Origin of the sequence: Streptomyces sp. CB02414 (assembly GCF_001905385.1) — a bacterium.
In the GTDB taxonomy this organism is placed as follows: domain Bacteria; phylum Actinomycetota; class Actinomycetes; order Streptomycetales; family Streptomycetaceae; genus Streptomyces.
Genome location: NZ_LIPF01000009.1, coordinates 159,833 through 181,532, shown reverse-complemented (window position 1 = coordinate 181,532; position 21,700 = coordinate 159,833). Strand labels below are relative to the sequence as shown.

Genomic DNA, 21,700 nt, shown 5'->3' with positions numbered 1-21,700 from the left:
CCCTTAGAGACCGGACACCTGACGCTGCCCGGGCGTGTCGTCCCGTACGTCCACCCGTACGTCCACCTGCTCGTGCTGCGTCCGGACCCCCTCCCGCTCGTCGCCGAGCCCCCGGGACGGCCCCTGGCAGCCCTGCGCGGCGGCGATGCCCAGCGCGACCAGCAGCGTCACGACCACGAACACGGTCAGGCGCTGCCGCAGCAGCCGCGGGTTGGCGGGCCGCCGCCAGCCGGTCCCGGTGGTCCTCGGCGCCGTACGCCCGGCCCCGCTGCGCGGCGAGGACCGGCCGCCGCTGTCGTGGCGGGACCCGTTCCGTCCCGGGTTGCCGCGGGAGGGGGTCGTGGACCGGGAACCGCCCCGCGAGCCCGCACCGCCACCGCGTGACGCGCTGCCACCCCGCGCCCCGGACCCTCCCCGCGACGGTGTGCCACCGCGCGAGGGTGTGCCACCCCGCGACACTTCGGGACCACGGGCGGGCGCAGGGCCGCGGGAACCGGACGCGCTCCTCGGAGCAGGTGTACCCGGCGCACCCGGCCGCCCCTGCGGGCGCCGCTGTGCGCGCTCCGGGTAGGTGTCGGCGAGCCGCCCCGTCGGCATGTCCGCCTCCGCGCTGCGCGGCGCCGGAGGCCGTACGTCGGCCAGGCCCTGGGCCTCCCGGGCGGCGATCTCCTTGAGCCGCAAGGACAGTTGCAGTGTGCTCGGGCGCTCCTCGGGATCCTTGGCCAGGCAGGCCCGGACCAGCGGAGCGATGGCGTCCGGGACGCCGTGCAGCTGGGCCTCCTCGTGCACCACGCGGTACAGCATCACCTCGGAACTGCCGTGCCCGAAGGGCGAGTCGCCCATCGAGGCGTACGCCAGTGTGGCACCGAGCGAGAACACGTCCGTGGCCGGTGTGACCGCCGCCCCCCGCACCTGCTCCGGCGCGAGGAACCCGGGGGAGCCGACCGCGGTGCCGACGTGGGTGAGCGTGGAGGCGCCCGTGGCCCAGGCGATGCCGAAGTCGATGATCCGCGGCCCCTTCGGGGACAGCAGGATGTTGGACGGCTTCAGGTCCCGGTGGACCACCCCCGCCTCGTGCACGGCGACCAGTCCCTCGGACAGGGCGGCACCCACCGCGGCGACGTCGGCCGCACCGAGCGGGCCTCCGTCGACGACCTTGTCGTGCAGAGAGGGGCCGGGCACGTACTGCGTGGCGAACCAGGGGCGGTCCGCCTCCAGGTCCGCGGCGACCAGACGTGCGGTGCAGCCGCCCCGGATGCGCCGGGCCGCGGAGACCTCGCGTGCGAACCGCGAGCGGAACTCCTGGTCCTCGGCCAGATCGGGCCGGATGACCTTCAGCGCGACCCGCTGCCCCTTCTTGTCGGAGCCCAGGTAGACCACGCCCATTCCGCCCGCGCCGAGCCGCCTGTGAAGCCTGAACGAGCCGACGACGCGCGGGTCCTCGCGCCTCAGGCGCATCATCGCCATGTTCATCCCCGCTGCCCGGTCCCTGTGACGAGCCACAGCTTACGTTTCCACGGCCGCCCGCGCGCAGAGGCCGCGCCCTCTCGGGGCGAGGGATTGTCAGTGCCGGGTGGGAGAGTTGAGGGGCGGTCAGGGAACGCGGGCGCTGTCCGGCCCGGACACACGGGTGATCCCAACCGGCCGTCGTAGCGCGGGGATTGGGATGGGCGTGAGTGTTCGGACGGAAGCGGCGCGGGGCGCCGTGGAGCCGTCGAGCCGGTGAGACTCCGCGGCGTGACGGCGGGCGGGGACGTGCGGTGGGCGGAGGCGGAGGTGCGCCGGGACAGGGCTGGAGTGAGGGATGTCACCGGACAGTACGGAGAAACCGGGACGCAGGGGGCACCCCTTCCGGGAAGACCCCGAGGTCCGGGACCCGGTCTCCACCCAGGGGAGTACGCCCCGGGGCATGGCTCATCCTCCGGGAGGCCCGGCATTCGGTACGAGGGCATGACGTCCGGAGAGTGCCGGGCGCCTAGATTTGAGGTCAAGCGGCGGGTGCAGCACTCGTCCCCCGAGGTCAGACGCCCGCCGCTGCCAGAACAACGGAAACGGTCAGGAGAGGGACCATGGCCCAGACGGTACCGCGGACGCTGGTCCGCACACGCGACAGCCGCCGTCAGGGACGCCGTCACCCCTTGGTGGCGACGGTCATGGCCCTGCCCCTGGCGGTCCTGCTCCTCCTCGTCTTCGACGGGTGGGAGACAGTGGCCACACAAGCGTCGTCCGTGGGTGTGATGCTGGGGCGCTGAGCGGCGACCCCAGGCCCGGAAGAGCGGTCCGGGCGGGGACATCCATCCATGAAACCCCGTGGGGACGGGGGTGCGGCGGACGGCAAAATGCCGGCGCAGCTGGGGAGCTGCGCCGGCATTGCTTTTCCGGCCGGCCCGCTGCCGCGCGCCTCCCCGGACCCGCAGGCCCATCCTCGGGCGGGGACACTCGAGGGTGGCAGGCCCATCCTTCGGGGGCGCCCCTGGTACGGCAGGCTCACCCTTTGCCGGAAGGGCCTGGACCGCAGGCTCGCCTTTCGGCGGGAGCGTCCTGGACGGGAGGCCCTTGCTTCGGCGGGAGTGCCCGGACCGTGGGCCCATCCCCGGGCGGGAGCGCCCCGGACGGCAGGCTCGCCCGGCCGGCAGCAACGCCCCGGACCCCAAGCCCACCCCCAGGCAACGCCCCAACCGCAGGCCGGCGGGAGGGCACCCCGCCCGGCAAGGGACCCGCACACGAGTCCCCGGCGGCGGAACACCTGCGTACGCTCACCCCGTGACGACGGACGCCCTCCTCCCCGCCCTGACGCTCCGCGTCAGGGAAGCAGCCCACGCACGCACCCCGGTCTGCCCCTGCGGAGCGGCCGCCACTCCGGGCGACAGCACCCTCGCCGACCGCCCCGACGGCACCGTCGTCCGGCATGCCGGGACCGTCGCCAAGGCCCACGCGGCTGACGCCGACGCCGCCGAGCTGGCCCGTCGTGTCACCGTCGCCGCCCGGCTCCCCGGCGTCCTGCTGCCCCCGCTGCGCCCGTCGCCCGTCGCCCTGCACGGGCGACTCGTCACGTACTGGCCCTACGGCACCCCCGTCGACCCCGAGGACCCGGACGCCGCGCCGTGGGAGGCCGCCGCCACCCTCCTCGCGCGCCTGCACCGGACCGCCGCCCCCACCGCCGTACCTCCCATGCGCGGCCCCGCGAAGGCGGCCCGCGCAGTCGCCCGCCTCCGGACGACCGCCCCGCACCATCCCGCCACCGCCCCCGTCCTGCGGGCCTGGGCCGCCCTCCCGGCATGGGCCCGCGGCGAGGCCGCGATGCCGGACGCGGCCGGGCTCTGCCACGGCGACTTCCACCTCGGCCAGCTCGTGCGCCACCCCTCGCCCGACGGCTCATGGCTGCTGATAGACGTGGACGATCTCGGGACCGGTGCCCCGGCCTGGGACCTGGCCCGCCCGGCCGCCTGGTACGCGTGCGGACTCCTCCCGCCCGAGGACTGGCACCGCTTCCTGACCGCCTACCGCGCGGCCGGCGGCCCGGCCCTCCCGTCCCACGAGGACCCCTGGCCCGCGCTGGACGTTCCGGCCCGCGCCCTCACCGCGCAGACCGCCGCCCGTGCCGTCACCAAGGCCGTCGCGGCGGGCCGCATCCTCGACGAGGTGGAGCAGTCCCTGGTCGACGCCTGCTCCCGCATGAGCTCCGTCAGCCCTTCCGCCCCGCACGGTTGAACCGAATTTCCGCGACGTAGGGTGCAACCGACCCGTAGCCGGACAGAGTCTGTCCTGGCGATACGCGAAGCAGGACCGACCGGCGAGGAGTTGAGCCGACGATGCAGTGCCCCAAGTGCCGTGCACCGATGCACACCTACAACCGCAACGGTGTTCAGATAGAGCAGTGCAGCGGCTGCCGAGGGATCTTCCTGGACTACGGCGAGCTGGAGTCGCTGACCCGCCTGGAGGCCCAGTGGTCCCAGCCCGCCCCGCCGGCCCCGCCCGCCGCCCCGCAGGCCTACCCGGCCGCTCCCGCGCCCGCCTGGGGCGCCCCGCACGCCGGCCACGGCCACCACGGTCACCACCGCCACAAGAGCTTCGGCCACATGCTCTTCTCCAGCTGACTCGCTGATCCGAGCCACGACGAAGCCCCCGGCCGTACGAGACGGCCGGGGGCTTCGGTCGGTGTGGACGATACTGGGATTGAACCAGTGACCTCTTCCGTGTCAGGGAAGCGCTCTCCCGCTGAGCTAATCGTCCTGGGAGCACCAGGTGCGGTACTGCGTGCGCGATACTGGGATTGAACCAGTGACCTCTTCCGTGTCAGGGAAGCGCTCTCCCGCTGAGCTAATCGCGCGGGGATCCATACGGATCAGTGATCCTTGCGGACCAGTGGACGATACTGGGATTGAACCAGTGACCTCTTCCGTGTCAGGGAAGCGCTCTCCCGCTGAGCTAATCGTCCTTGGAGGTGGAGACGGGATTTGAACCCGTGTAGACGGCTTTGCAGGCCGTTGCCTCGCCTCTCGGCCACTCCACCAGGAGTGTAGAGGGCCCGGGAGGCCCCCTGTTCCTGCGAGCGGACGACGAGGCTCGAACTCGCGACCTCAACCTTGGCAAGGTTGCGCTCTACCAACTGAGCTACGTCCGCCTGTCGGTTCGGTCCGCTTCCGCGTCCCGGCGACGTGTTGAACTCTAGCGGATTCCTGAGCCAGTACAAAAACGCGTTTGTGCAGCGTGCTGCGGTGCGTCCGCCCGAGGACCTGGTCAGGGCACCCGGAAGGACACGTTCGGGTCACCTCCGGGCCACCGTCCTAGACTCGGACACGTGCTCGACCTCCCTCCCCTCGCCCGCTTCGGCGAGCGTCTCGCCACCGGTCTCCTCGACGTCACCAGCGATCCCGCCGCCCTCGAATCCGAGGGTTTCTGGGCCGTCTGCGCGGACTTCGAGGGCCGTCTGACCTGCGCACGCTTCGCGGACGTACGGACGCGGCCGGTGCCGACTCCCGCACCCGGCCGGTGGCGGGGACCGGCCGTCGGCGACTGGACGTCCTCCCTCGACCACGCCGCGTACACGGCGGCCGTACGGCGCATACGCGAGCACATCGCCGCCGGCGAGGTCTACCAGGCAAACCTCTGCCGGGTGCTCTCGGCGCCCGTCGGCCCCGGCGCAGACGTGGACGCCCTCACCGCCCTGCTGGCCCGCGGCAACCCGGCGCCGTACGCCGGGACGATCCGGCTGCCCGGCCACGGTGTCGAGATCGCCACCGCCTCGCCCGAGCTGTTCCTGCGCCGCGCCGGCCGGACCGTCGAGTCCGGGCCGATCAAGGGGACCGGACGGACCGAGGCCGACCTGCTGGAGAAGGACTACGCCGAGAACGTCATGATCGTGGACCTCGTCCGCAACGACATCGGGCGGGTCTGCGCCACGGGCAGCGTGACCGTCCCCGACCTCTGTGCCGTCGAGAAGCACCCGGGCCTCGTGCACCTGGTCTCCTCGGTCCGCGGCGAGCTGCGCGCCGACGCCGGCTGGCCGGAGCTGTTCGCCGCGGCCTTCCCGCCGGGGTCCGTCACCGGCGCCCCCAAGTCCAGCGCCCTGCGGATCATCGAAGCCCTGGAGACCGCGCCCCGGGGCCCGTACTGCGGCGGCATCGGCTGGGTCGACGCCGACCGGGGCACCGCCGAGCTCGCCGTCGGCATCCGCACCTTCTGGATCGACCGTGCCGAGGGGGTGCTGCGCTTCGGGACCGGCGCCGGCATCACCTGGGGGTCCGACCCGGAGGGGGAGTGGCGGGAGACGGAACTGAAGGCGTCCCGGCTGCTCGCGGTAGCGTCGGGGACGTACGAGGTGAGTGGAGAGGGAACACAGGCGTGAAAATCTGGCTCGACGGCGGGCTCCAGGACATCGAGTCCGCCCGCGTCTCCGTCCTCGACCACGGGCTGACCGTGGGCGACGGCATCTTCGAGACCGTGAAGGCGGTGGACGGCAGGCCGTTCGCCCTGACCCGGCACCTCGACCGGCTGACCCGCTCGGCCCGCGGCCTCGGCCTGCCCGCCCCCGACCTCGACGAGGTCAGCCGCGCCTGCGCCGCCGTCATCGAGGCCAACCCCATGCCGCTGGGCAGGCTGCGCATCACGTACACCGGCGGTCACGGCCCGCTCGGATCCGACCGGGGGGAGCACGGCACGACCCTCGTCGTCGCCCTCGGCGAGACCGGCCGGCGCCCCGACTCGACGGCCGTGATCACGGTGCCGTGGACCCGCAACGAGCGCGGCGCGCTCACCGGCCTGAAGACCACCTCCTACGCGGAGAACGTCGTCGCCCTGGCCCGCGCCCGCGAACGGGGCGCCACCGAGGCGCTGTTCGGCAACACGGTGGGGCAGCTGTGCGAGGGCACCGGCTCGAACGTCTTCGTCGTCCTCGACGGCGAGATCCACACCCCGCCGGTCGCCTCCGGCTGCCTCGCCGGGATCACCCGCGCCCTGGCCGTCGAGTGGACCGGTGCCCGCGAGACCGACCTCCCGATGGACGTCCTGGACCGCGCCGACGAGGTCTTCCTGACCTCCACCCTCCGGGACGTGCAGGCCGTGCACCGCGTCGACGACCGCGAACTGCCGGGGGCCCCGGGGCCGGTGACCGCCAAGGCCATGCGGATCTTCGAGGAGCGGTCCGGCAACGACCTGGACCCGTAAAGCGCGCCCGCAGACCGGGAACGCCTCGAAAATGAGGCTGACTCGAACTCCGTCACCGGGTAGAACTCCGGTGATGACCACCACCCTGCGGCCGACCGAGCCGCTCCAGCGCGCCGCCGACGGGACGCGTTCGCGCCACTACCAGGTGTGCGTGAACAGCCGGTCCGTCGGCGCGATACACCTCGGCACCTCACAGGCCTTCGGCGATGCGGTGGCCGTGATCCACCACCTGAGCATCGACGAACCGGACCGGCGGCGCGGCCGTGGCACGGTGGCGGCCCTCGCGGCCGAGGAGGTCGTACGGGGCTGGGGCTGCCGGCGGATCGAGGCGAACCTGGCTCCCGACGCCCACGCGGGCCTGCGTCTCACGGAGGCGCTCGGCTACGTCGTGCGCAACCGCGCCATGGCCAAACCGCTCGACGGCACCGCGCCCGCCCTGCCCGCGGGCAGCCGGGCACGGCCGATGACGGCCGACGAGTTCGCCACCTGGCACGCCCACCAGTCGCAGCAGTACGCCCGTACCTGGATCGAGCGGGGTGTCCCCGAGGACGAGGCGTACGCGAAGGCGCGCAGAGATCACGAGCTGTTGCTGCCACAGGGGCAGGACACCGAGAACATGCTGTTCAGCGTGGTGGAGCACGAGGGGGCGCGGGTCGGCGTCCTGTGGCTGGCGCTGCGCGAGGACCGCGCCTACGTCTTCGACGTCGAGACCGACGCGGCGCACCGGGGCCGGGGGCACGGACGGACGCTCATGACGCTGGCCGAGGCCCAGGCCGTCGACGCCGGCCGGCGACTGATCGGTCTCAACGTCTTCGCGGGCAACACCGCGGCCGAACGGCTCTACGAGTCGCTCGGCTACGAGACCACGCGCTACTACTGCAGCAAACCGCTGCTGTAGGCGTACGCCCGGGCGGCGCCGGTCCGTCAGTCCTGCCGCTCGGCCAGCAGCCGGTCCGCGATCCGCTCGACGCGCTCGCGCAGCCCTTCCTGGCTCTTGCCGCCGTCGAGGCGCTCGCCGCCGATCACGTACGTGGGGGTGCCGGTCACGCCGATCGCCTTGCCCTCGGCCTGGTCGGCGTCGACGATCAGGATGTGCCGGCCGTCGATCAGGGCCGTGTCGAACTCCTCGGCGTCCAGTCCCAGTTCCCGGGCGACCTCGACCAGGAAGGGTTCGCCCTCGCGGTCCAGCTCGGCGACCCGGTTCAGCACGGCCTCCGCGTACGGCCATCCCTGCCCCTGTGCCGCGGCCTCCTCGGCGGCCTGCGCGGCGGCGAAGGAGTGCTTGTGCTTCTCCAGCGGGAAGTGCCGCAGCCGCAGCTCCAGACGGTCGCCGTAGCGGGCGCGCAGGGCGCGGAGGTCGTCCAGGGCGGTGTGGCAGTCCGTGCACTGGAGCTCGCACCAGACGTCGAGGACGGGGGCGGCGGGCCGGGCGGGGGAGGAGTCGCTCATGGCCCCATTCTCCCAGCCCGCAGGGTGTCGTCCCGACCAGGTCGTACGGCGGCCACCGGCACCTGGGGAGGACCGGACCCCGAGATCTCCCTGATCTCGGGGTCCGGGCATGGCCTCACGGCGTCCCGACGGTGCAGGATGGAAGGGACGAAGTACTCATGCCCGACCGACCTGCCCTGGAGGACCGGATGATTGCCGAGACCGTCTGCTCCGCGGTGTCCGCGGCCGGCCTGGGCATCGCGGCGGTCACCGCGTACCGCAGGCGTTTCCTCACCGCGGCCCGTATCGCCGCCTACTCGCTGGTCCCCGTCGGCCTGGTCATGACCGGAGTGGTCGAGTGGCTGGCGGACACGGCGTTCAGCCCCGTGGCCTGGGCCGGCTTCGCGGTGCTGGGCGTGTCGTGGGCGCTGTTCATGACCACGCGTGCCGTGGAGCGCCGCCGCGGCGGCACCCGCAAGGATCGGAAGGAGGCCCGCGCCGCGGCACAGCGTGACGCGGTCGCCCCGGCGGCCTCGGAGCCCTCCCTCGGCGCAGGTGCCCGTCCGGCCGCCCGGCCCGCCTCCCGACCGGCCAAGCCGTCCGGCGGCGAGGACGACTTCAGCGACATCGAGGCCATCCTCAAGAAGCACGGCATATGACCGTCGTTGCCGGTGTTCGCCGCCGGCGCCGAGGCCGGGGCTGAAACGACACAGCGGTCCGAGGTCGTCAGAGCGCGCTCCGTAATGATCAGGATCCGGACGAACATTGCGGAATTCAACGAACTCCCGGTCTTCGCTGGCGTGTTGATCGCGTAGGCCCTGGTCACTGCGTCATCATCACGGCGAGATGCCGGACACCACTCAGCTGGATACCCAGCTGAACACGAGACAGAGCGAAACCACGCGGGCGCAGGACGAACCGCGCGGCTGCCTCTTCGCCCTTTCCCAGCCACCGCTCATGATCTTCCTTGCGGTGATCGGGTGTCTGCTGCTCATGGCTTCGTTGCACGATCTGCTGTTGCTGTGAGCCGTACCCGCGCTCCCCGGCGCCACCCGCCGGGGGCCGCGTCGCCACCGCTGTGTGCCCGGTGTCGCAGGCGGACGTCAGCCGGCCGCCTCCTTGCGCCGTGCCCGGTACGCGGCCACGTGCAAGCGATTTCCGCACGTGCGGCTGTCGCAGTACCGCCGCGAGCGGTTCCGCGAGAGGTCGACGAAGGCGCGTCGGCAGTCCGGGGCCTCGCACCGCCGCAGCCGCTCCTGCTCCCCGGCGACCACGAAGAAGGCCAGCGCCATCCCGCAGTCCGCGGCGAGGTGGTCGGCGACGGAGGCGCCCGGCGCGAAGTAGTGGATGTGCCAGTCGTACCCGTCGTGGTCGGTGAGCCGCGGTGTGGTGCCGGCGGCGGCGACCAGGTCGTTGATCAGGCCGGCGGCGGCCAAGGCGTCGGGTGCCGCGAAAACGGCCGCGAACCGGCCGCGGATCTTGCGCACCGCCGACAGGTCGAGCTCCGAGAGCACGCCGACGTCGCTGATTTCGTGCGTTCCCACAAATTCCTGGAGGGCCGCGACATCCGGCAGCCCGTCCGGCGCCGAATCGTCCTCCGGCACGGTGTTCACCAGATCCACCACGGTGTCGAGGGCACACCGGGTGTCGTGGGTGATCAGCACATCTCGCTCCCTGGCCTGGGGTCGGGCGGGCGCCCGCCGATGCTGGCCGATGGTAGTGGCTTCCACGAAGGGGGTACCGGCTCCGATGTGCCGGGCCCGGCCGAGGAACGCCCGTACCGCCGTCGGATGCCCGTACAACGGCCGCCGACCGCCCCCCGTTCCCGCAGGGACCCGCAGGGACCAAGGGGCGGCCCCGCGGCCGCACACGCACCGGCGCCGCCCCCGCGGAGGACCGCGGCGACGACGCCGGTGTGTGCCGTTATGCGGTTGTCCGGGCCCGTGCCGTCACCCCGAGTCGACGGCGACGGGCGGCTTCACGGAGCATCGCCCTAGCTTTCCGCCAGGATGTGCGACAGCTCCTGATCGAGATCGAAGTGCCGGTGTTCCGTGCCGGGCGGCACGGCGGCGTCTGTGCGCTTCAGGAAGGACTCCAGGGCCCGCGCCGGGGCCTCGAGCAGTGCCTCGCCCTCCGGGGAGCTCAGGGCGATGCACACGACCCCCTGGCCATGACTCCGGGACGGCCAGACACGGACGTCGCCGGTGCCGGTGGGGCGGTGGAGGCCTTCGGCGAGGAGGTCGCGGGCGAACACCCACTCGACGGTCTCCTCGGCTCCGGTGTGGAAGGTGGCGTGCACGGCGTAGGGGTCGGCCGTGTCGTACCGCAGGCCTGCGGGGACAGGCAGGGAGGACTCGCTCGACACAACGAGGCGCAGGTGCAGCTCGCAGCTGACCGTGGTGTTCATAAGCGCCAGGGCCTTTCGCTCAGTGTGCGCTCGGGGATTCGCACGTCGGCGAAATCGACATGCCACCTACGGTGCCGTTGTAAACCCCTCTGAGTGTTTTGCGTGCGTTTAGGTAACTCTTCCGGCCGAGTGGCCGTTCGGGTCCTGCGCCCATTCCGGTGACAGGTTTCGCTCCGGTAGTGTTTGGCCGTATGAACACGGGGAGTAACAAGCCCGGCGAGGCCGCCGTGGCGGAAGACCGTACGGGGACGGACGACGAGGCGGCGCCCGCGCAGGCGCTCGGTTCGCGTGCTCCGGACTTCATCAAGGCGCGCCGCGCCCTGCACCTGAGCTGGCAGGTCGGTGTCTTCATCGTCGGGCTGGCGGTCGTCGCGGCCGGCGCCGCCATGCTGGTGCTGCCCGGGCCGGGCTGGGTCGTGATCTTCGGCGGCATGGCGATCTGGGCTACTGAGTTCGTCTGGGCGCAGCTCGTCCTGCGCTGGACCAAGCGCAAGGTCACCGAGGCGGCCCAGCGGGCCCTCGACCCCAAGGTGCGGCGCCGGAACATCATCCTGACCTCCGTCGGCCTGGTGATCGTGGCCGCGCTGGCGGGGATCTACCTGTGGAAGTTCGGCCTCCAGCTGCCCTGGAAGATCGAGGACCAGTGATCCGCGGCGGGGGTGCGGCGACCCGGCCCCCGCTGGTCACGGGCACCCCCTGACATGGGGTAATGTTCTTCCTGCGTCCGGGCGATTAGCTCAGTGGGAGAGCGCTTCGTTCACACCGAAGAGGTCACTGGTTCGAACCCAGTATCGCCCACCGGATCATCAGGCGGCCCGGCTCACGATCGTGAGCCGGGCCGCCTGCGTGTGTGGGTGCGTCCGGGCGCCCGGGCATTCCGCTTCCACCCGCCGTCACTCAACCGTGACCTGCCGTGCCGCCGGCCGCGGCGGGCCCGCCCGCGTTCGGCCCCTCGGTCACGCGGCGTCGACCAGGGAGTTCTTCCCGGCTGCCGGCAGGTGGCCGCTCAGGGGGCGGTCCGGTCGCCGAGGGGCGGCGCCCGGCAATTCCTGTCCGAATCATTGACGCGCCCCGGGGCCCTCCGTACCTTGTGCCAGCAAGCGCTTACTTGAAACGATTCATGAGGCGGACGCGACGTCGCGGGGAGGCTCGTATGCAGCAGGGCGGGAATGTGGAGAGGCGGACGATCCTCAAGGCGGCGGGGGCCTCGCTGGCCGTCGCGGGGCTGGGGGCGACGGCCACCGCGTGCGGCGGCGGCAGCGGATCCGGGGACGGAACGGTGACGATTCGTTACTCCTGGTGGGGTGCCGAGGACCGGGCGGAACGCATCAACAAGACCATCGCGCTCTTCGAGAAGAAGTACCCGAAGATCAAGGTGAAGACCGACTTCCAGCCGTACACCGACTTCTGGAAGAAGTTCAACACCCAGGCGTCCGGCGGGAATCCTCCGGACGTCTTCCAGAATGCCATCGGATTTCTCCGGAAATACGACGCCAAGAATGTACTGCTCGACCTGAGCGAACAGGTGAAGGCCGGCAATCTCTCCATGGACGGCTTCCGGGCGGGCCTGGAGAAGTTCGGCGAGATCGACGGCAAGCTCCTCGGCGTGCCCGTCGGTTCGAACTCGATGGCGCTCGTCATCGACAAGCCCGTCTACACCCGGGCCGGCGTCAAGCCCGAACAGGGCTGGACGTGGGACGACTTCGACAAGGCGATGACGAGCGTCCGGGACCGGACGGGCCGGGCCGGCGACAGCGGCATGTACGGCGTCATGTACCTCTACGACCTGTACCTGCGTCAGAACGGCAAGGCCTTCTTCACCGAGGACGGACTCGGCTTCACCGAGGCCGACCTGACCACCTGGTGGACCAAGGCGGAGAAGGGCGTGAAGTCCGGCCTGTTCGCCGACCCGAAGAAGGTCGCCCAGATCAAGCCCAAGTCGGCGCTCTCCGCCGAACTCGCCGGCAGCGAGTTCACCTGGGACAACTTCACCGTCCGCTACACCTCCGAGGGCAAGAGCGAGTACGGCCTCGCGCCCATCCCCACCACGGACGGCAAGCGCACCGGCCAGTACCTCGGCTCGCTGATGCTCAGCGGCTACAAGCGCACCGAGCACCCGAAGGAAGTCGCCCAGTTCATCGACTTCATGGTCCACGACCCCGAGGTCGCCAAGATCATGGGCTACGACCGCGGGGTGCCGACGACGCAGGTCCAGTACGACGCGTACCGGCCCACCGACCCGGTCAACAAGGCGATCGCCGCATACGAGCAGTCCCTCGTCGACGCGGGCGTCCTGGAGACCATCACCCCGCACCCCAACGGCGCCGACATCTGCGAGGCCGCCTTCCTGCGCATCGCCGAGGAGATGGCACTCGGTGAGCGCTCGGTCGAGGACGCGGTCAAGCAGTTCTTCTCCGAGTCGAAGACGGCTCTCGCCGGCTGATGGGAAGCGCCGTGACACACGCCCCCGCCGTGGAGGACCCGGTCAAGGACTCCGAGCCGCGGCACGGTCCGGCGAAGTCCCCGCGCCCCGCCGAACTCAAGCGGCGGGGCCGCCGGGAGAACCTGGCCGGCTACCTCTTCATGTCCCCCTGGATCGCCGGATTCCTGCTGCTGACGGCCGGACCGATGGCCGCCTCGCTCTACTTCGCGTTCACCGACTACAACCTGTTCGACGCGCCCCGGTGGATCGGCCTGGACAACTTCTCCGAGATGTTCGGCGATCCGCGCTGGCGCCACTCGGTCCAGGTCACGCTCTGGTACGTCGTCGTCGGCACGCCGATCAAGCTGATCGCCGCGCTCGGCGTGGCCCTGCTGCTGGCCCAGAAACGGCGCGGGCAGGCCTTCTACCGGGCCGCCTTCTACGCCCCGTCGCTGATCGGCGCGAGCGTGTCCGTCGCCATCGTGTGGAAGGCGATCTTCTCGGACGACGCGGTCGTCGACCGTACGCAGCAGTTCTTCGGGATCGACGCCGGCGGCTGGACCGGCGACCCGGACCTCATCATCTACAGCCTGGTGGCGCTCACCGTCTGGCAGTTCGGCGCCCCGATGGTCATCTTCCTGGCCGGCCTCAAGCAGGTGCCGCGCGAGCTGTACGAGGCGGCCGACGTGGACGGCGCGAGCAAGCTGCGGCAGTTCTGGAACATCACCCTGCCGATGATCTCCCCGGTCCTCTTCTTCAACGTCCTGCTGGAGACCATCCACTCGTTCCAGATCTTCAGCTCGGCCTACATCGTCGGCGGCGGCGCCGGCGGCAGTTCCTGCGGACCGGCCGACGGAACCATGGTCTACACCTGTTATCTGTACATCCAGGGCTTCGAGAACAGCCGCATGGGCCTGGCCTCCGCCATGGCGTGGATGCTGCTGGTCGCGGTCGCCCTGGTCACCGCGGTGCTGTTCTGGTCGCAGAAGCGCTGGGTGCACTACGAGGAGGGCGGCCGATGAGCACACAGGCCACCGACGTCACGCCGGTCCCGCCCGCCAAGGGCGCCCTGCGTCGCAGGCTGCCGGGCTCGCTCGCCTGGCACATCGGGTCGCTGGCGATCCTGGCGGTGATCCTCTACCCGGTGCTCTGGGTCATCGGCGGCTCCCTCAAGGAGAGCGGGGACATCGTCGGCAGCCTGGACCTGTTCCCGGCCGACCCGATCATCTCGAACTACACCGGCCTCGCCGACGGCATCGCCGACATCTCGATCTCCACCTTCTTCGTCAACTCACTGCTCCTCGCGGTGGGTTCGGTGATCGGGATCGTGGTGTCCTGCTCGCTGACCGCGTACGCCTTCGCGAAGATCCGGTTCGCCGGGCGCAACCTGCTCTTCACGTTGATGATCGGCACGCTCCTGCTGCCGTACCACGTGCTCCTCATCCCGCAGTACGTGCTCTTCCGCAACATGGACATGATCAACACGTACACCCCGCTGCTGCTGGGCAAGTACTTGGCCACGGAGGCGTTCTTCGTCTTCTTGATGGTGCAGTTCATGCGGAACCTGCCCAAGGAGCTGGACGAGGCGGCGCGTCTGGACGGCTGCGGGCACTTCCGCATCTACTGGTCGATCGTGCTGCCGCTGTGCCGCCCGGCCCTGATCACCAGCGCGATCTTCACCTTCATCAACTCGTGGAACGACTTCATGGGCCCGCTGATCTACCTCAACGAGCCCAGCAAGTACACCGTCTCCCTCGGCCTGAAGATGTTCGTGGACCAGGAAGGGCTGGCCAACTACGGCGGCATGATCGCCATGTCGCTCGTCGCCCTGCTGCCCGTCCTCGCCTTCTTCCTGGCCTTCCAGCGCTATCTGATCGACGGCATGGCCACGTCCGGCCTGAAGGGCTGAGGTGAACCGATCATGACCGAGGTGCGTGCGAAGGCCCGTGCGGAGCGGGCGGGGGAGCGGGGCGAGTCGCGGTTCGCCGAGGGGTTCGCGCTGTTCGCCGAGTGCCTGCTCACCGGCGTGTGGATCGCCGTGGCCTCGCTGCCGCTGGTCACCTACCCGGCCGCGTTCGCGGCGGGGGCGCGGCACCTCGGGCGCCGGCTCGCCCATGAGCGCGGTGGCTGGCGGGAGTTCACCGCCGACTTCCGGTCGGCGGTGCGCCGCGGGTGGCTCGTCGGGGTCGCCGGATGGGCCGCCCTGGCCGCGGTGTGGGTGGACGTGCATGCCGTGCGCAGCGGGTTGCCGGGCGGTCCGTTCGTGGGCGCCGTCGGGGTGTTCGCCCTGATCGGCGCCACCGTGGCCGGGCTGCGCGCGGCGGCGGCATGGCGCCCCGGCGCCTCCTGGCGTGCGCTGCTCGCGCGGGCCGGCCGGCGCACCGTGCTCGACCCGGCCGGTTCCTTCCTGATCGTCGGCGGGCTGGCCGTGGTGGTCTGCTCCGCCTGGTTCAGCGCGCCGCTGGCGGTCGCCGTCCTGGGCGCCGTCGCGGCGGCGGCCGTCGCCGTGGAGGAGCGCTACCGGCGCCGCTGACGGCCCTGCCTCCTGAAGGCCGGCGCTTCGGCGCCGAGCCTCTACCTGTCATGCCCTTGACATCTAAACCACCCCTCCGCATCCGCACGGAACGGAAAGGAAAGGCCATGTCCCCCATCCCCCGCAGGTCCCTCCTCAAGGCGGCCGCCGTCGCCGGAGCCGCCGCACAGTTCAGCTGGGCCCTCGGCGCCAAGGGCGCCCAGGCCGCCCCCGCCGCCGAGACGGCCGACGACAGCCCCGTCACCCTGACCTGGCTGGAGGACGGCGGCCTCGGCGCCGCCCCCGGCTCCACCGTCGGGGTCCCCTGGCCCAAGGGCACCTACCAGGAGGACCAGACCTTCGCCGTCACGGACGCGGACGGCAAGGCCGTACCCACCCAGTCCTGGCCCCTCGCCTACTGGCCGGACGGCTCCCTGAAGTGGACCGCCCACGCCGTCGGCTCCGGCAACGGCAAGCTCACCCTCACCGCCGGTGCCCCCGCCGCCCCCGCCAAGAAGGTCACCGTCGACCAGCGGGGCGGCACCATCGACATATCGACCGGTGTCATCACCGCCAGAATCGGCACGTCGGGATCGACCCTCGTCAAGTCCGTCACCAGAGGCTCCACCGAGATCGCGAAGAACGGCCGCCTCGTCCTCCTGCGCCAGCCCGAGATCGAGGACGGTGACCAGGGCACGGTGAAGTACGAGCGCTTCGACGGCGCCATCGACGAGGTGAAGGTCGAACAGGAGGGACCGGTCCGCGCCGTCGTCCGCATCGACGGGAAACACCGCAAGGGCCACCGCGGCTGGCTCCCCTTCTCCATCCGCCTGTACTTCTACGCGGGCGCCGACTCCTTCCGCATGGTGCACACCATCACCTTCGACGGGAAGCAGGAAGCCGGGAAGGCGAGCGGCGACTTCATCCGCGGCCTCGGCGTCCGCTTCACCGTCCCGATGCGCGACGAGTCCTACGACCGTCACATCCGCATCGGCGGCGAGGGCACCGGCCTGCTGCGCGAGGCGGTCAAGGGCATCACCGGCCTCCGCCGCGACCCGGGCGCCGCCGTGCAGGCGGCCCAGTTCGCCGGTGAGAAGCTGCCCGACCCCGCCACCTGGGACCAGCGCGTCACCACCCGGCTCCAGTACATCCCCGAGTGGGGCGACTACACCCTCTCCCAGCTCTCCGCCGACGGCTTCACCCTGCGCAAGCGCACCAAGAAGGGCCACGGCTGGATCGGCGCCGGCGGCGGACGGCGCGCCTCCGGTGTCGGCTACGTCGGCGGTGTGAGCGGCGGCCTCTCCTTCGGCCTGCGCGACTTCTGGGAGAAGCACCCCGCCCAGCTCGACATCCGCGACGCGCAGACCGACGAGGCCGAGGTCACCCTCTGGCTCTGGTCGCCCGAGGCCCAGCCCATGGACCTGCGCTTCTACCACGACGGCATGGGCCAGGACACCTACGAGGAGCAGCTGGAGGGCCTCAACATCACCTACGAGGACTACGAACCCGGCTTCGGCACCCCCTACGGCATCGCCCGCACCTCCGAGCTGCTCTTCTGGGCCAACGCCGCCACCCCGAGCGCCGAGAAACTCGCCGGACAGATCGAGGCCGTACGCGTCCTGCCGCAGCTCGCCGCCCCGCCCGAGCAGCTCATCAAGGCCGGCGTCTTCGGCCCCGGCCTCTACTCGAAGCCCGACCGCTCCACCCCCGCCAAGGCGAAGATCGAGGACCACCTCGACTTCCTCTTCACCTACTACAAGGACCAGGTGGAGCAGCGTCGCTGGTACGGCTTCTGGGACTACGGCGACATCATGCACACCTACGACGCCGCCCGGCACCAGTGGCGCTACGACATCGGCGGCTACGCCTGGGACAACTCCGAACTCTCCCCGGACCTCTGGCTCTGGTACGCCTACCTGCGCTCCGGCCGCGCCGACATCTTCCGCTTCGCCGAGGCCATGACCCGGCACACCGGCGAGGTCGACGTCTACCACCTCGGCGAATGGGCCGGCCTCGGCACCCGCCACGGCGTCCAGCACTACGCCGACAGCGCCAAGCAGCAGCGGATCGCCAACACCACCTACCGGCGCTTCTACTACTTCCTCACCGCCGACGAACGCGTCGGCGACCTCATGCACGCCAACGTCGACTCCGACGAGACCTTCCTCGCCCTGGACCCGCTCCGCAAGATCCGCACCGAGCCCTACACCCCCGACCGCAACGCCCTGTCGGTCGGATTCGGCACCGACTGGAGCGGCCTGGTCTCGGCGTGGCTGACCGAGTGGGAACGCAAGGGCCCCAAGTGGGAGAAGGCCAAGGCCCGCGTGCTGTCCACGATGGAGACCATCGCCGCCCAGCCCAACGGCTTCGTGCAGGGCAGCGGCCTCTACGACCTCGACACCGGCCGGTTCGCGATCGCCGGCACCCCGAAGGTCGAGGTCTCCCACCTGTCGGCCGTCTTCGGCCTGAACGAACTGTGCGCCGAACTCATCGACCTCGTCGACATGCCGGAGTTCAGCGAGGCGTACTACGACTACTGCCGCTACTTCAATGCCTCCAAGACCGAACAGGCGGCCCGCTACGGCAGCAATTTCGGCAGCCTCATCCTCTTCCAGGGCCACTCGCGCCTCGATGCCTACGCGGCCGTACAGACCGGGGACGACAAGCTCGCCGCCCGCGCCTGGCAGAAGTTCTACGACTCCGACGGCTACAAGGAGTCGGCGCCCTGGAAGACCGAGAAGGTGAGCGGCCCGACCGCTCTGGTGCCCGGCAGCGAGGCGACCTGGGTCGCCACCAACGACACCGCGCTCTACGGCCTCGCCGCCATCGAGAACCTGGCACTTCTGGGGGACCGGATGCCGTAGCCGGCCCCTGACGGGCGCGGGTGCGGGCACACTTCCCGGGTGGACTGGAACCATTACCGATTCCGCAGCCTGTGGACCCTGCCCGCGCCCGCCCCGGCGGTCTACCGGGAACTGGAACGGCTCGAGGACTACCCCCGCTGGTGGCCCCAGACCCGCGAGGTCACCCGCCTCGACGACACCACCGCCGTCCTGAGGGTCCGCTCACTGCTCCCGTACGACCTGACCACGACCCTGCGCGAGGGCAGGCGCGACCCGGCGGCGGGCGTGCTGGAGGTCGAGATGAGCGGCGACCTGGAGGGCTGGGCACGCTGGACGGTCACCGAGCACGGCTCGGGCACCCTCGCCCGCTACGACCAGGAGGTCGTCGTGCGCAAGCCGCTCCTGCGCCGCCTCGCGGTGCCGGGGCGGCCCCTGTTCCGGGCCAACCACCGGCTGATGATGCGGGCGGGACGGCGCGGGCTGGCCGCCCACCTGGAAGCGGTTTGAAGGAAGCCCGCCAGGACCTGTATTGTTCAGTGCGTTCCCGGGCGATTAGCTCAGTGGGAGAGCGCTTCGTTCACACCGAAGAGGTCACTGGTTCGAACCCAGTATCGCCCACCGGGAAAAGCCGGTCCGTCGCAAGCGGACCGGCTTTCTCATGTACTCACTCACGCCGCCGCCCGCAGGTCCGGCCGCAGCGGCCAGGCCGGGTCGACCGCCTCCTCGGTCCCGTTGAGCGCGAACCACGCCTGCAGACCCCGCGCCTGCCCCGCGTGCCACACCGCCTGCAGCGTGTGCAGCTCCGCGGCGGACAGACGCTCCAGCCGCGACGGGAAGCGGCGGCCCACCGCCCGTACGACCTCCAGCGCCGCCAGTGCGTCGGCCGCCGCGTCGTGCGCGCCGGCCAGCTCGACGCCGTAGTGCGCGCACAGGTCGGTCAGGGTGCGGCGGCCCTTGCGGTACCGGTCGAAGTGCTTGTCGAGCACCCTCGGGTCCAGCACGTGCAGCGACCTCTGATCCAGCCAGCGCCCTAGTGACGACGCACGGTGCCGGCGCAACTCCCGGTCCAGCAGCGTCAGGTCGAACGGGGCGTTCATCACCACCAGCGGGCGTCCGGCGCGTGCCTGTTCGCTCAGCGCCTCGGCTATCTCCCACATCACCGGCGCCGGCCACCTGCCGTGCCGGTGCAGATGCTCCTCGGTCAGCCCGTGCACCGCCGTCGCCGCCTCGGGCACCGGCACACCCGGGTTCACCAGCCACCGGGTGACCCGCGCCCTGAGCCCGGGGGCGTCCTGGACGACGAGGGCAGCCGACACGATCCGGTCGGTCTCGACGTCCACACCCGTCGTCTCCGTGTCGAAGGCGGCCAGCGGCCCCTCGAACCAGCACGTCATAGGGCACTCAACTCCTCGTCCCAGTACGGCAGCTGACGCGCCGTCTTCTGTCCCGGTTCGGTGATACCCGGGCTGTTTGCGCCGTACGCCGGAAGGACACAACAGGAGTGAGGGTCTTTGCAGTTCACAGGCCCGCAGCGGGGATACACCAGTTCTGGAAGGCTGTTGGTCATGGCCATAGCGCAGCCCGAACGGGGCGGGCTGCTGCCCGAGCGCACCGCGCCCACACGGGGCTCCCTCGCCACCACCGCCTGCATGGAGACCTTGCAGGTCGGCTACCTCCACGCGGTCGCCGCCGCGGCGGGCTGCTCGCTCTCCCAGCCCTTCCCGGACAACGGCATCGACTGGCACGTCAGCCACAGCGCCCCCGGGCACACGGTCGACGACGAGGTCACCATCAAGGTGCAGCTCAAGGCGACGTACCAGATACCGCCGAGCCCACCCGGCCGCTTCTTCTCCTTCACCCTCGACAACGATCACCTGGCGAAGCTCGCCCGCACCCCGGTCTCGGTGCACAAGATCCTCGTCGTGATGATCGTCCCCCGGTCCCGGGACCAGTGGCTGCGCGCCGGCCACGACCGGCTCGACCTCAGGCACTGCTGCTACTGGACCAACCTCGCCGGACACCCGGTCACCGGCCGGCGACGCACCACCGTGCGGATACCGACCGCGCGGATCTTCGACGACCGGGCGCTGTGCGAGATCATGACGCGGGTCGGGACGGGAGGGAAACCATGACGCACCGCCCGACCGGAGAGCCCCTGCGCGCCGTGCGGCCCCACCCGGCCGACGCCAGTGCCTGGTACGACGGCCGGCCGCCCGAGCCCGGTACCGTCGATCCGGCGGTGCTGACCGCCCTGCTCCACCGGCACGGCTGGCGGCGGCGCGGCGGCGCACCCGGCCGCTACGGCCGCTGGACCCCACCGGGGCCGGGCGCCGGCGCCACCAGTCTGCTGGTTCCCGTCAGCCGTGCCTTCCCCGACAGCGACGACCTGCTCGCCGAAGCCCTGCTCGCCCTCTCCCGCAGCGGCACCCCCGCCGCCCGCGAGATCCTGGTCTCCCTCGCCGTGCCCAGCGACGAGATCCGCTGGGGCCGCGACGTACCGGCGGCCGGGCCCGGTGACGCCGCGTCGTGGCCCGCCGAGGAGCAGTTGCGCTCCGCCGCCCGCCGGATGCTGCTCGCCGGAGCACTCGCCACGCGCGCACGTGCCGGCTACTACGGCGCCCGGCACCGGCGCTCCGCCGCCGAGGTCCTGGAGAACGTCCTGGTCGGTGCCGCCCCCGGCGGACGCCGCCTCACGGCGTTCGTGCCCGTCACCACCGGCCGCCCGCTCGCCGTACGCCTCCACCAGGCCCTGCACGCCGCCCGCGAGGCCGTCGACTACCGGCGGGCCACCGGCGGCATGGAGGCCTTCGACGCGGCCGTGGCGGCCGGCGTCAGCCACGAACTCACCGACGCGCTCGTCGCCCTGGTCCGCGGCACCCAGGGCGCCCGCGTCGGCATCGACTGGGCACCGGCCGCGGGCGTCCCCGAGGGCTGCGCCTCCCTCTCCGAACCCGTCGAGTTCTCGCCCGGCGACCTGCCCGCCCTGCGCGAGGCCGCCGCCCGCTACCTGCGCGCCGAGCCCTCCGTGCCGGTGCGGCTCACCGGCACCGTCGTCCGCATGCGCCGACCGGGGCCGCGCGGCGCGGGCACCGTACGGCTGCGGGTGCTGGCCGGGGCGGAGGTGCCGCACGTGCGGATCACCCTGGACGAGGAGGCCTACCGGATAGCCGGGCACGCCCACCTCCTCGGGCTGCCGGTGCGGGTGCTGGGCCGCCTGGAGAGCCGGGGCGGCTTCCGGCGGCTCACCGGGGCCTGCGAGATAGCCCCCGTGCCCGTCGACGACGCGGAACGGGACCGGCTGCTGAAGGCGGTGCAGGAGCACGTCGAGGTGGCCGCCTTCTTCGAGGAGACCTGCGGCGGGGACGGCGACGACGGGGAGGACGGCGGCGACCGCGGATACTGATTTCGCGGTGGGCGGGCCC

At 71.6% G+C, this 21,700-nt stretch carries 22 protein-coding genes and 7 tRNA genes; 19 read left to right on the top strand and 10 right to left on the bottom strand.

Translation table 11 applies throughout. The features are described 5' to 3' along the window. Positions 1 to 3: 3 nt before the first annotated feature. Positions 4 to 1,473 (bottom strand): serine/threonine-protein kinase, encoded by a 1,470-nt coding sequence (locus tag AMK11_RS28010; RefSeq protein WP_073730857.1) that lies wholly within the window; start codon positions 1,471 to 1,473, stop codon positions 4 to 6. Positions 1,474 to 2,069: 596 nt separating this feature from the next. Here AMK11_RS28010 and AMK11_RS28005 point away from each other — a divergent pair. From AMK11_RS28005 to AMK11_RS27995, 3 genes are all read left to right on the top strand, one after another. Further along, positions 2,070 to 2,252: a hypothetical protein gene (locus AMK11_RS28005; protein WP_073730856.1), complete on the top strand. Its 183-nt coding sequence runs from the start codon at positions 2,070 to 2,072 to the stop codon at positions 2,250 to 2,252. Positions 2,253 to 2,763: 511 nt separating this feature from the next. Further along, positions 2,764 to 3,711 (top strand): phosphotransferase enzyme family protein, encoded by a 948-nt coding sequence (locus AMK11_RS28000; RefSeq protein ID WP_073730855.1) that lies wholly within the window; start codon positions 2,764 to 2,766, stop codon positions 3,709 to 3,711. Between the two features lie 101 nt (positions 3,712 to 3,812). Continuing rightward, positions 3,813 to 4,097: a TFIIB-type zinc ribbon-containing protein gene (locus AMK11_RS27995; protein ID WP_073730854.1), complete on the top strand. Its 285-nt coding sequence runs from the start codon at positions 3,813 to 3,815 to the stop codon at positions 4,095 to 4,097. A 64-nt stretch (positions 4,098 to 4,161) separates the two neighbouring features. Here AMK11_RS27995 and AMK11_RS27990 read toward each other — a convergent pair. From AMK11_RS27990 to AMK11_RS27970, 5 genes are all read right to left on the bottom strand, one after another. Next, positions 4,162 to 4,233, bottom strand: a tRNA-Val gene (locus tag AMK11_RS27990). A 25-nt stretch (positions 4,234 to 4,258) separates the two neighbouring features. Next, positions 4,259 to 4,330 (bottom strand) — tRNA-Val (locus AMK11_RS27985). 36 nt (positions 4,331 to 4,366) lie between these two features. Continuing rightward, positions 4,367 to 4,438, bottom strand: a tRNA-Val gene (locus AMK11_RS27980). 1 nt (position 4,439) lies between these two features. Further along, positions 4,440 to 4,513: transfer RNA gene (locus AMK11_RS27975), tRNA-Cys, on the bottom strand. 38 nt (positions 4,514 to 4,551) lie between these two features. Continuing rightward, positions 4,552 to 4,624 (bottom strand) — tRNA-Gly (locus AMK11_RS27970). A 177-nt stretch (positions 4,625 to 4,801) separates the two neighbouring features. Here AMK11_RS27970 and AMK11_RS27965 point away from each other — a divergent pair. The 3 genes from AMK11_RS27965 (at position 4,802) to AMK11_RS27955 (ending at position 7,564) form a co-directional block, all read left to right on the top strand. Then, positions 4,802 to 5,848 (top strand): chorismate-binding protein, encoded by a 1,047-nt coding sequence (locus tag AMK11_RS27965; RefSeq protein WP_073730853.1) that lies wholly within the window; start codon positions 4,802 to 4,804, stop codon positions 5,846 to 5,848. Further along, a complete protein-coding gene (locus AMK11_RS27960; RefSeq protein WP_073730852.1) occupies positions 5,845 to 6,666 on the top strand; it encodes an aminotransferase class IV in 822 nt (273 codons plus the stop codon). The genes AMK11_RS27965 and AMK11_RS27960 overlap by 4 nt, the downstream gene beginning before the upstream one ends. A 73-nt stretch (positions 6,667 to 6,739) precedes the next feature. Then, positions 6,740 to 7,564 (top strand): GNAT family N-acetyltransferase, encoded by an 825-nt coding sequence (locus tag AMK11_RS27955; protein ID WP_073731077.1) that lies wholly within the window; start codon positions 6,740 to 6,742, stop codon positions 7,562 to 7,564. Between the two features lie 26 nt (positions 7,565 to 7,590). Here the strand turns inward: AMK11_RS27955 and AMK11_RS27950 are convergent, their stop codons facing one another. Then, entirely contained in the window at positions 7,591 to 8,115 is a 525-nt protein-coding gene (locus tag AMK11_RS27950) for a DsbA family protein (RefSeq protein WP_073730851.1), read from the bottom strand. 188 nt (positions 8,116 to 8,303) lie between these two features. On the opposite strand from AMK11_RS27950, the gene AMK11_RS27945 reads away from it, so the two are divergent. Both AMK11_RS27945 and AMK11_RS27940 read left to right on the top strand, forming a co-directional pair. Beyond that, positions 8,304 to 8,753, top strand: a complete 450-nt coding sequence (locus tag AMK11_RS27945) for a hypothetical protein (protein WP_073731076.1) — start codon at positions 8,304 to 8,306, stop codon at positions 8,751 to 8,753. A 187-nt stretch (positions 8,754 to 8,940) separates the two neighbouring features. Next, positions 8,941 to 9,120 (top strand): hypothetical protein, encoded by a 180-nt coding sequence (locus AMK11_RS27940; RefSeq protein WP_073730850.1) that lies wholly within the window; start codon positions 8,941 to 8,943, stop codon positions 9,118 to 9,120. 77 nt (positions 9,121 to 9,197) lie between these two features. Here AMK11_RS27940 and AMK11_RS27935 read toward each other — a convergent pair whose 3' ends face one another. Together AMK11_RS27935 and AMK11_RS27930 are read right to left on the bottom strand one after the other, a co-directional pair. Continuing rightward, positions 9,198 to 9,758, bottom strand: coding sequence for a CGNR zinc finger domain-containing protein (locus AMK11_RS27935; protein WP_073730849.1), 561 nt, complete (start codon positions 9,756 to 9,758; stop codon positions 9,198 to 9,200). A 329-nt stretch (positions 9,759 to 10,087) separates the two neighbouring features. Next, positions 10,088 to 10,501 carry an SsgA family sporulation/cell division regulator gene (locus tag AMK11_RS27930; protein WP_004002642.1) on the bottom strand — a complete coding sequence of 138 codons (414 nt, stop codon included), beginning with the start codon at positions 10,499 to 10,501 and terminating at the stop codon, positions 10,088 to 10,090. A 191-nt stretch (positions 10,502 to 10,692) separates the two neighbouring features. On the opposite strand from AMK11_RS27930, the gene AMK11_RS27925 reads away from it, so the two are divergent. The 9 genes from AMK11_RS27925 to AMK11_RS27885 all read left to right on the top strand — a co-directional run bounded on the left by AMK11_RS27925 (position 10,693) and on the right by AMK11_RS27885 (position 18,896). Beyond that, positions 10,693 to 11,148 (top strand): TIGR02611 family protein, encoded by a 456-nt coding sequence (locus AMK11_RS27925; RefSeq protein WP_073730848.1) that lies wholly within the window; start codon positions 10,693 to 10,695, stop codon positions 11,146 to 11,148. Between the two features lie 79 nt (positions 11,149 to 11,227). Then, a tRNA-Val gene (locus tag AMK11_RS27920) sits at positions 11,228 to 11,299 on the top strand. Positions 11,300 to 11,654: 355 nt separating this feature from the next. Beyond that, positions 11,655 to 12,944: an ABC transporter substrate-binding protein gene (locus AMK11_RS27915; protein ID WP_073730847.1), complete on the top strand. Its 1,290-nt coding sequence runs from the start codon at positions 11,655 to 11,657 to the stop codon at positions 12,942 to 12,944. Beyond that, the gene (locus AMK11_RS27910; protein WP_073730846.1) at positions 12,944 to 13,945 is read left to right on the top strand and encodes a carbohydrate ABC transporter permease; all 1,002 of its coding nucleotides are present in this window, start codon (positions 12,944 to 12,946) and stop codon (positions 13,943 to 13,945) included. The genes AMK11_RS27915 and AMK11_RS27910 overlap by 1 nt, the downstream gene beginning before the upstream one ends. Beyond that, positions 13,942 to 14,832, top strand: coding sequence for a carbohydrate ABC transporter permease (locus tag AMK11_RS27905; RefSeq protein ID WP_073730845.1), 891 nt, complete (start codon positions 13,942 to 13,944; stop codon positions 14,830 to 14,832). Before AMK11_RS27910 ends, AMK11_RS27905 begins: the two co-directional genes overlap by 4 nt. 12 nt (positions 14,833 to 14,844) lie before the next feature. Continuing rightward, positions 14,845 to 15,456 (top strand): hypothetical protein, encoded by a 612-nt coding sequence (locus AMK11_RS27900; RefSeq protein ID WP_073730844.1) that lies wholly within the window; start codon positions 14,845 to 14,847, stop codon positions 15,454 to 15,456. A gap of 107 nt (positions 15,457 to 15,563) precedes the next feature. Then, positions 15,564 to 18,299: an exo-rhamnogalacturonan lyase family protein gene (locus AMK11_RS27895; RefSeq protein WP_073730843.1), complete on the top strand. Its 2,736-nt coding sequence runs from the start codon at positions 15,564 to 15,566 to the stop codon at positions 18,297 to 18,299. Positions 18,300 to 18,338: 39 nt separating this feature from the next. Beyond that, a complete protein-coding gene (locus tag AMK11_RS27890) occupies positions 18,339 to 18,785 on the top strand; it encodes an SRPBCC family protein (protein WP_073730842.1) in 447 nt (148 codons plus the stop codon). Positions 18,786 to 18,824: 39 nt separating this feature from the next. Continuing rightward, positions 18,825 to 18,896, top strand: a tRNA-Val gene (locus tag AMK11_RS27885). Positions 18,897 to 18,946: 50 nt separating this feature from the next. Here the strand turns inward: AMK11_RS27885 and AMK11_RS27880 are convergent. Further along, a complete protein-coding gene (locus AMK11_RS27880; protein ID WP_073730841.1) occupies positions 18,947 to 19,672 on the bottom strand; it encodes a 3'-5' exonuclease in 726 nt (241 codons plus the stop codon). Positions 19,673 to 19,843: 171 nt separating this feature from the next. On the opposite strand from AMK11_RS27880, the gene AMK11_RS27875 reads away from it, so the two are divergent. Beyond that, entirely contained in the window at positions 19,844 to 20,410 is a 567-nt protein-coding gene (locus tag AMK11_RS27875) for a DUF4365 domain-containing protein (protein WP_073730840.1), read from the top strand. Continuing rightward, positions 20,407 to 21,681: a hypothetical protein gene (locus tag AMK11_RS27870; protein ID WP_073730839.1), complete on the top strand. Its 1,275-nt coding sequence runs from the start codon at positions 20,407 to 20,409 to the stop codon at positions 21,679 to 21,681. Before AMK11_RS27875 ends, AMK11_RS27870 begins: the two co-directional genes overlap by 4 nt. Positions 21,682 to 21,700: the final 19 nt, after the last annotated feature.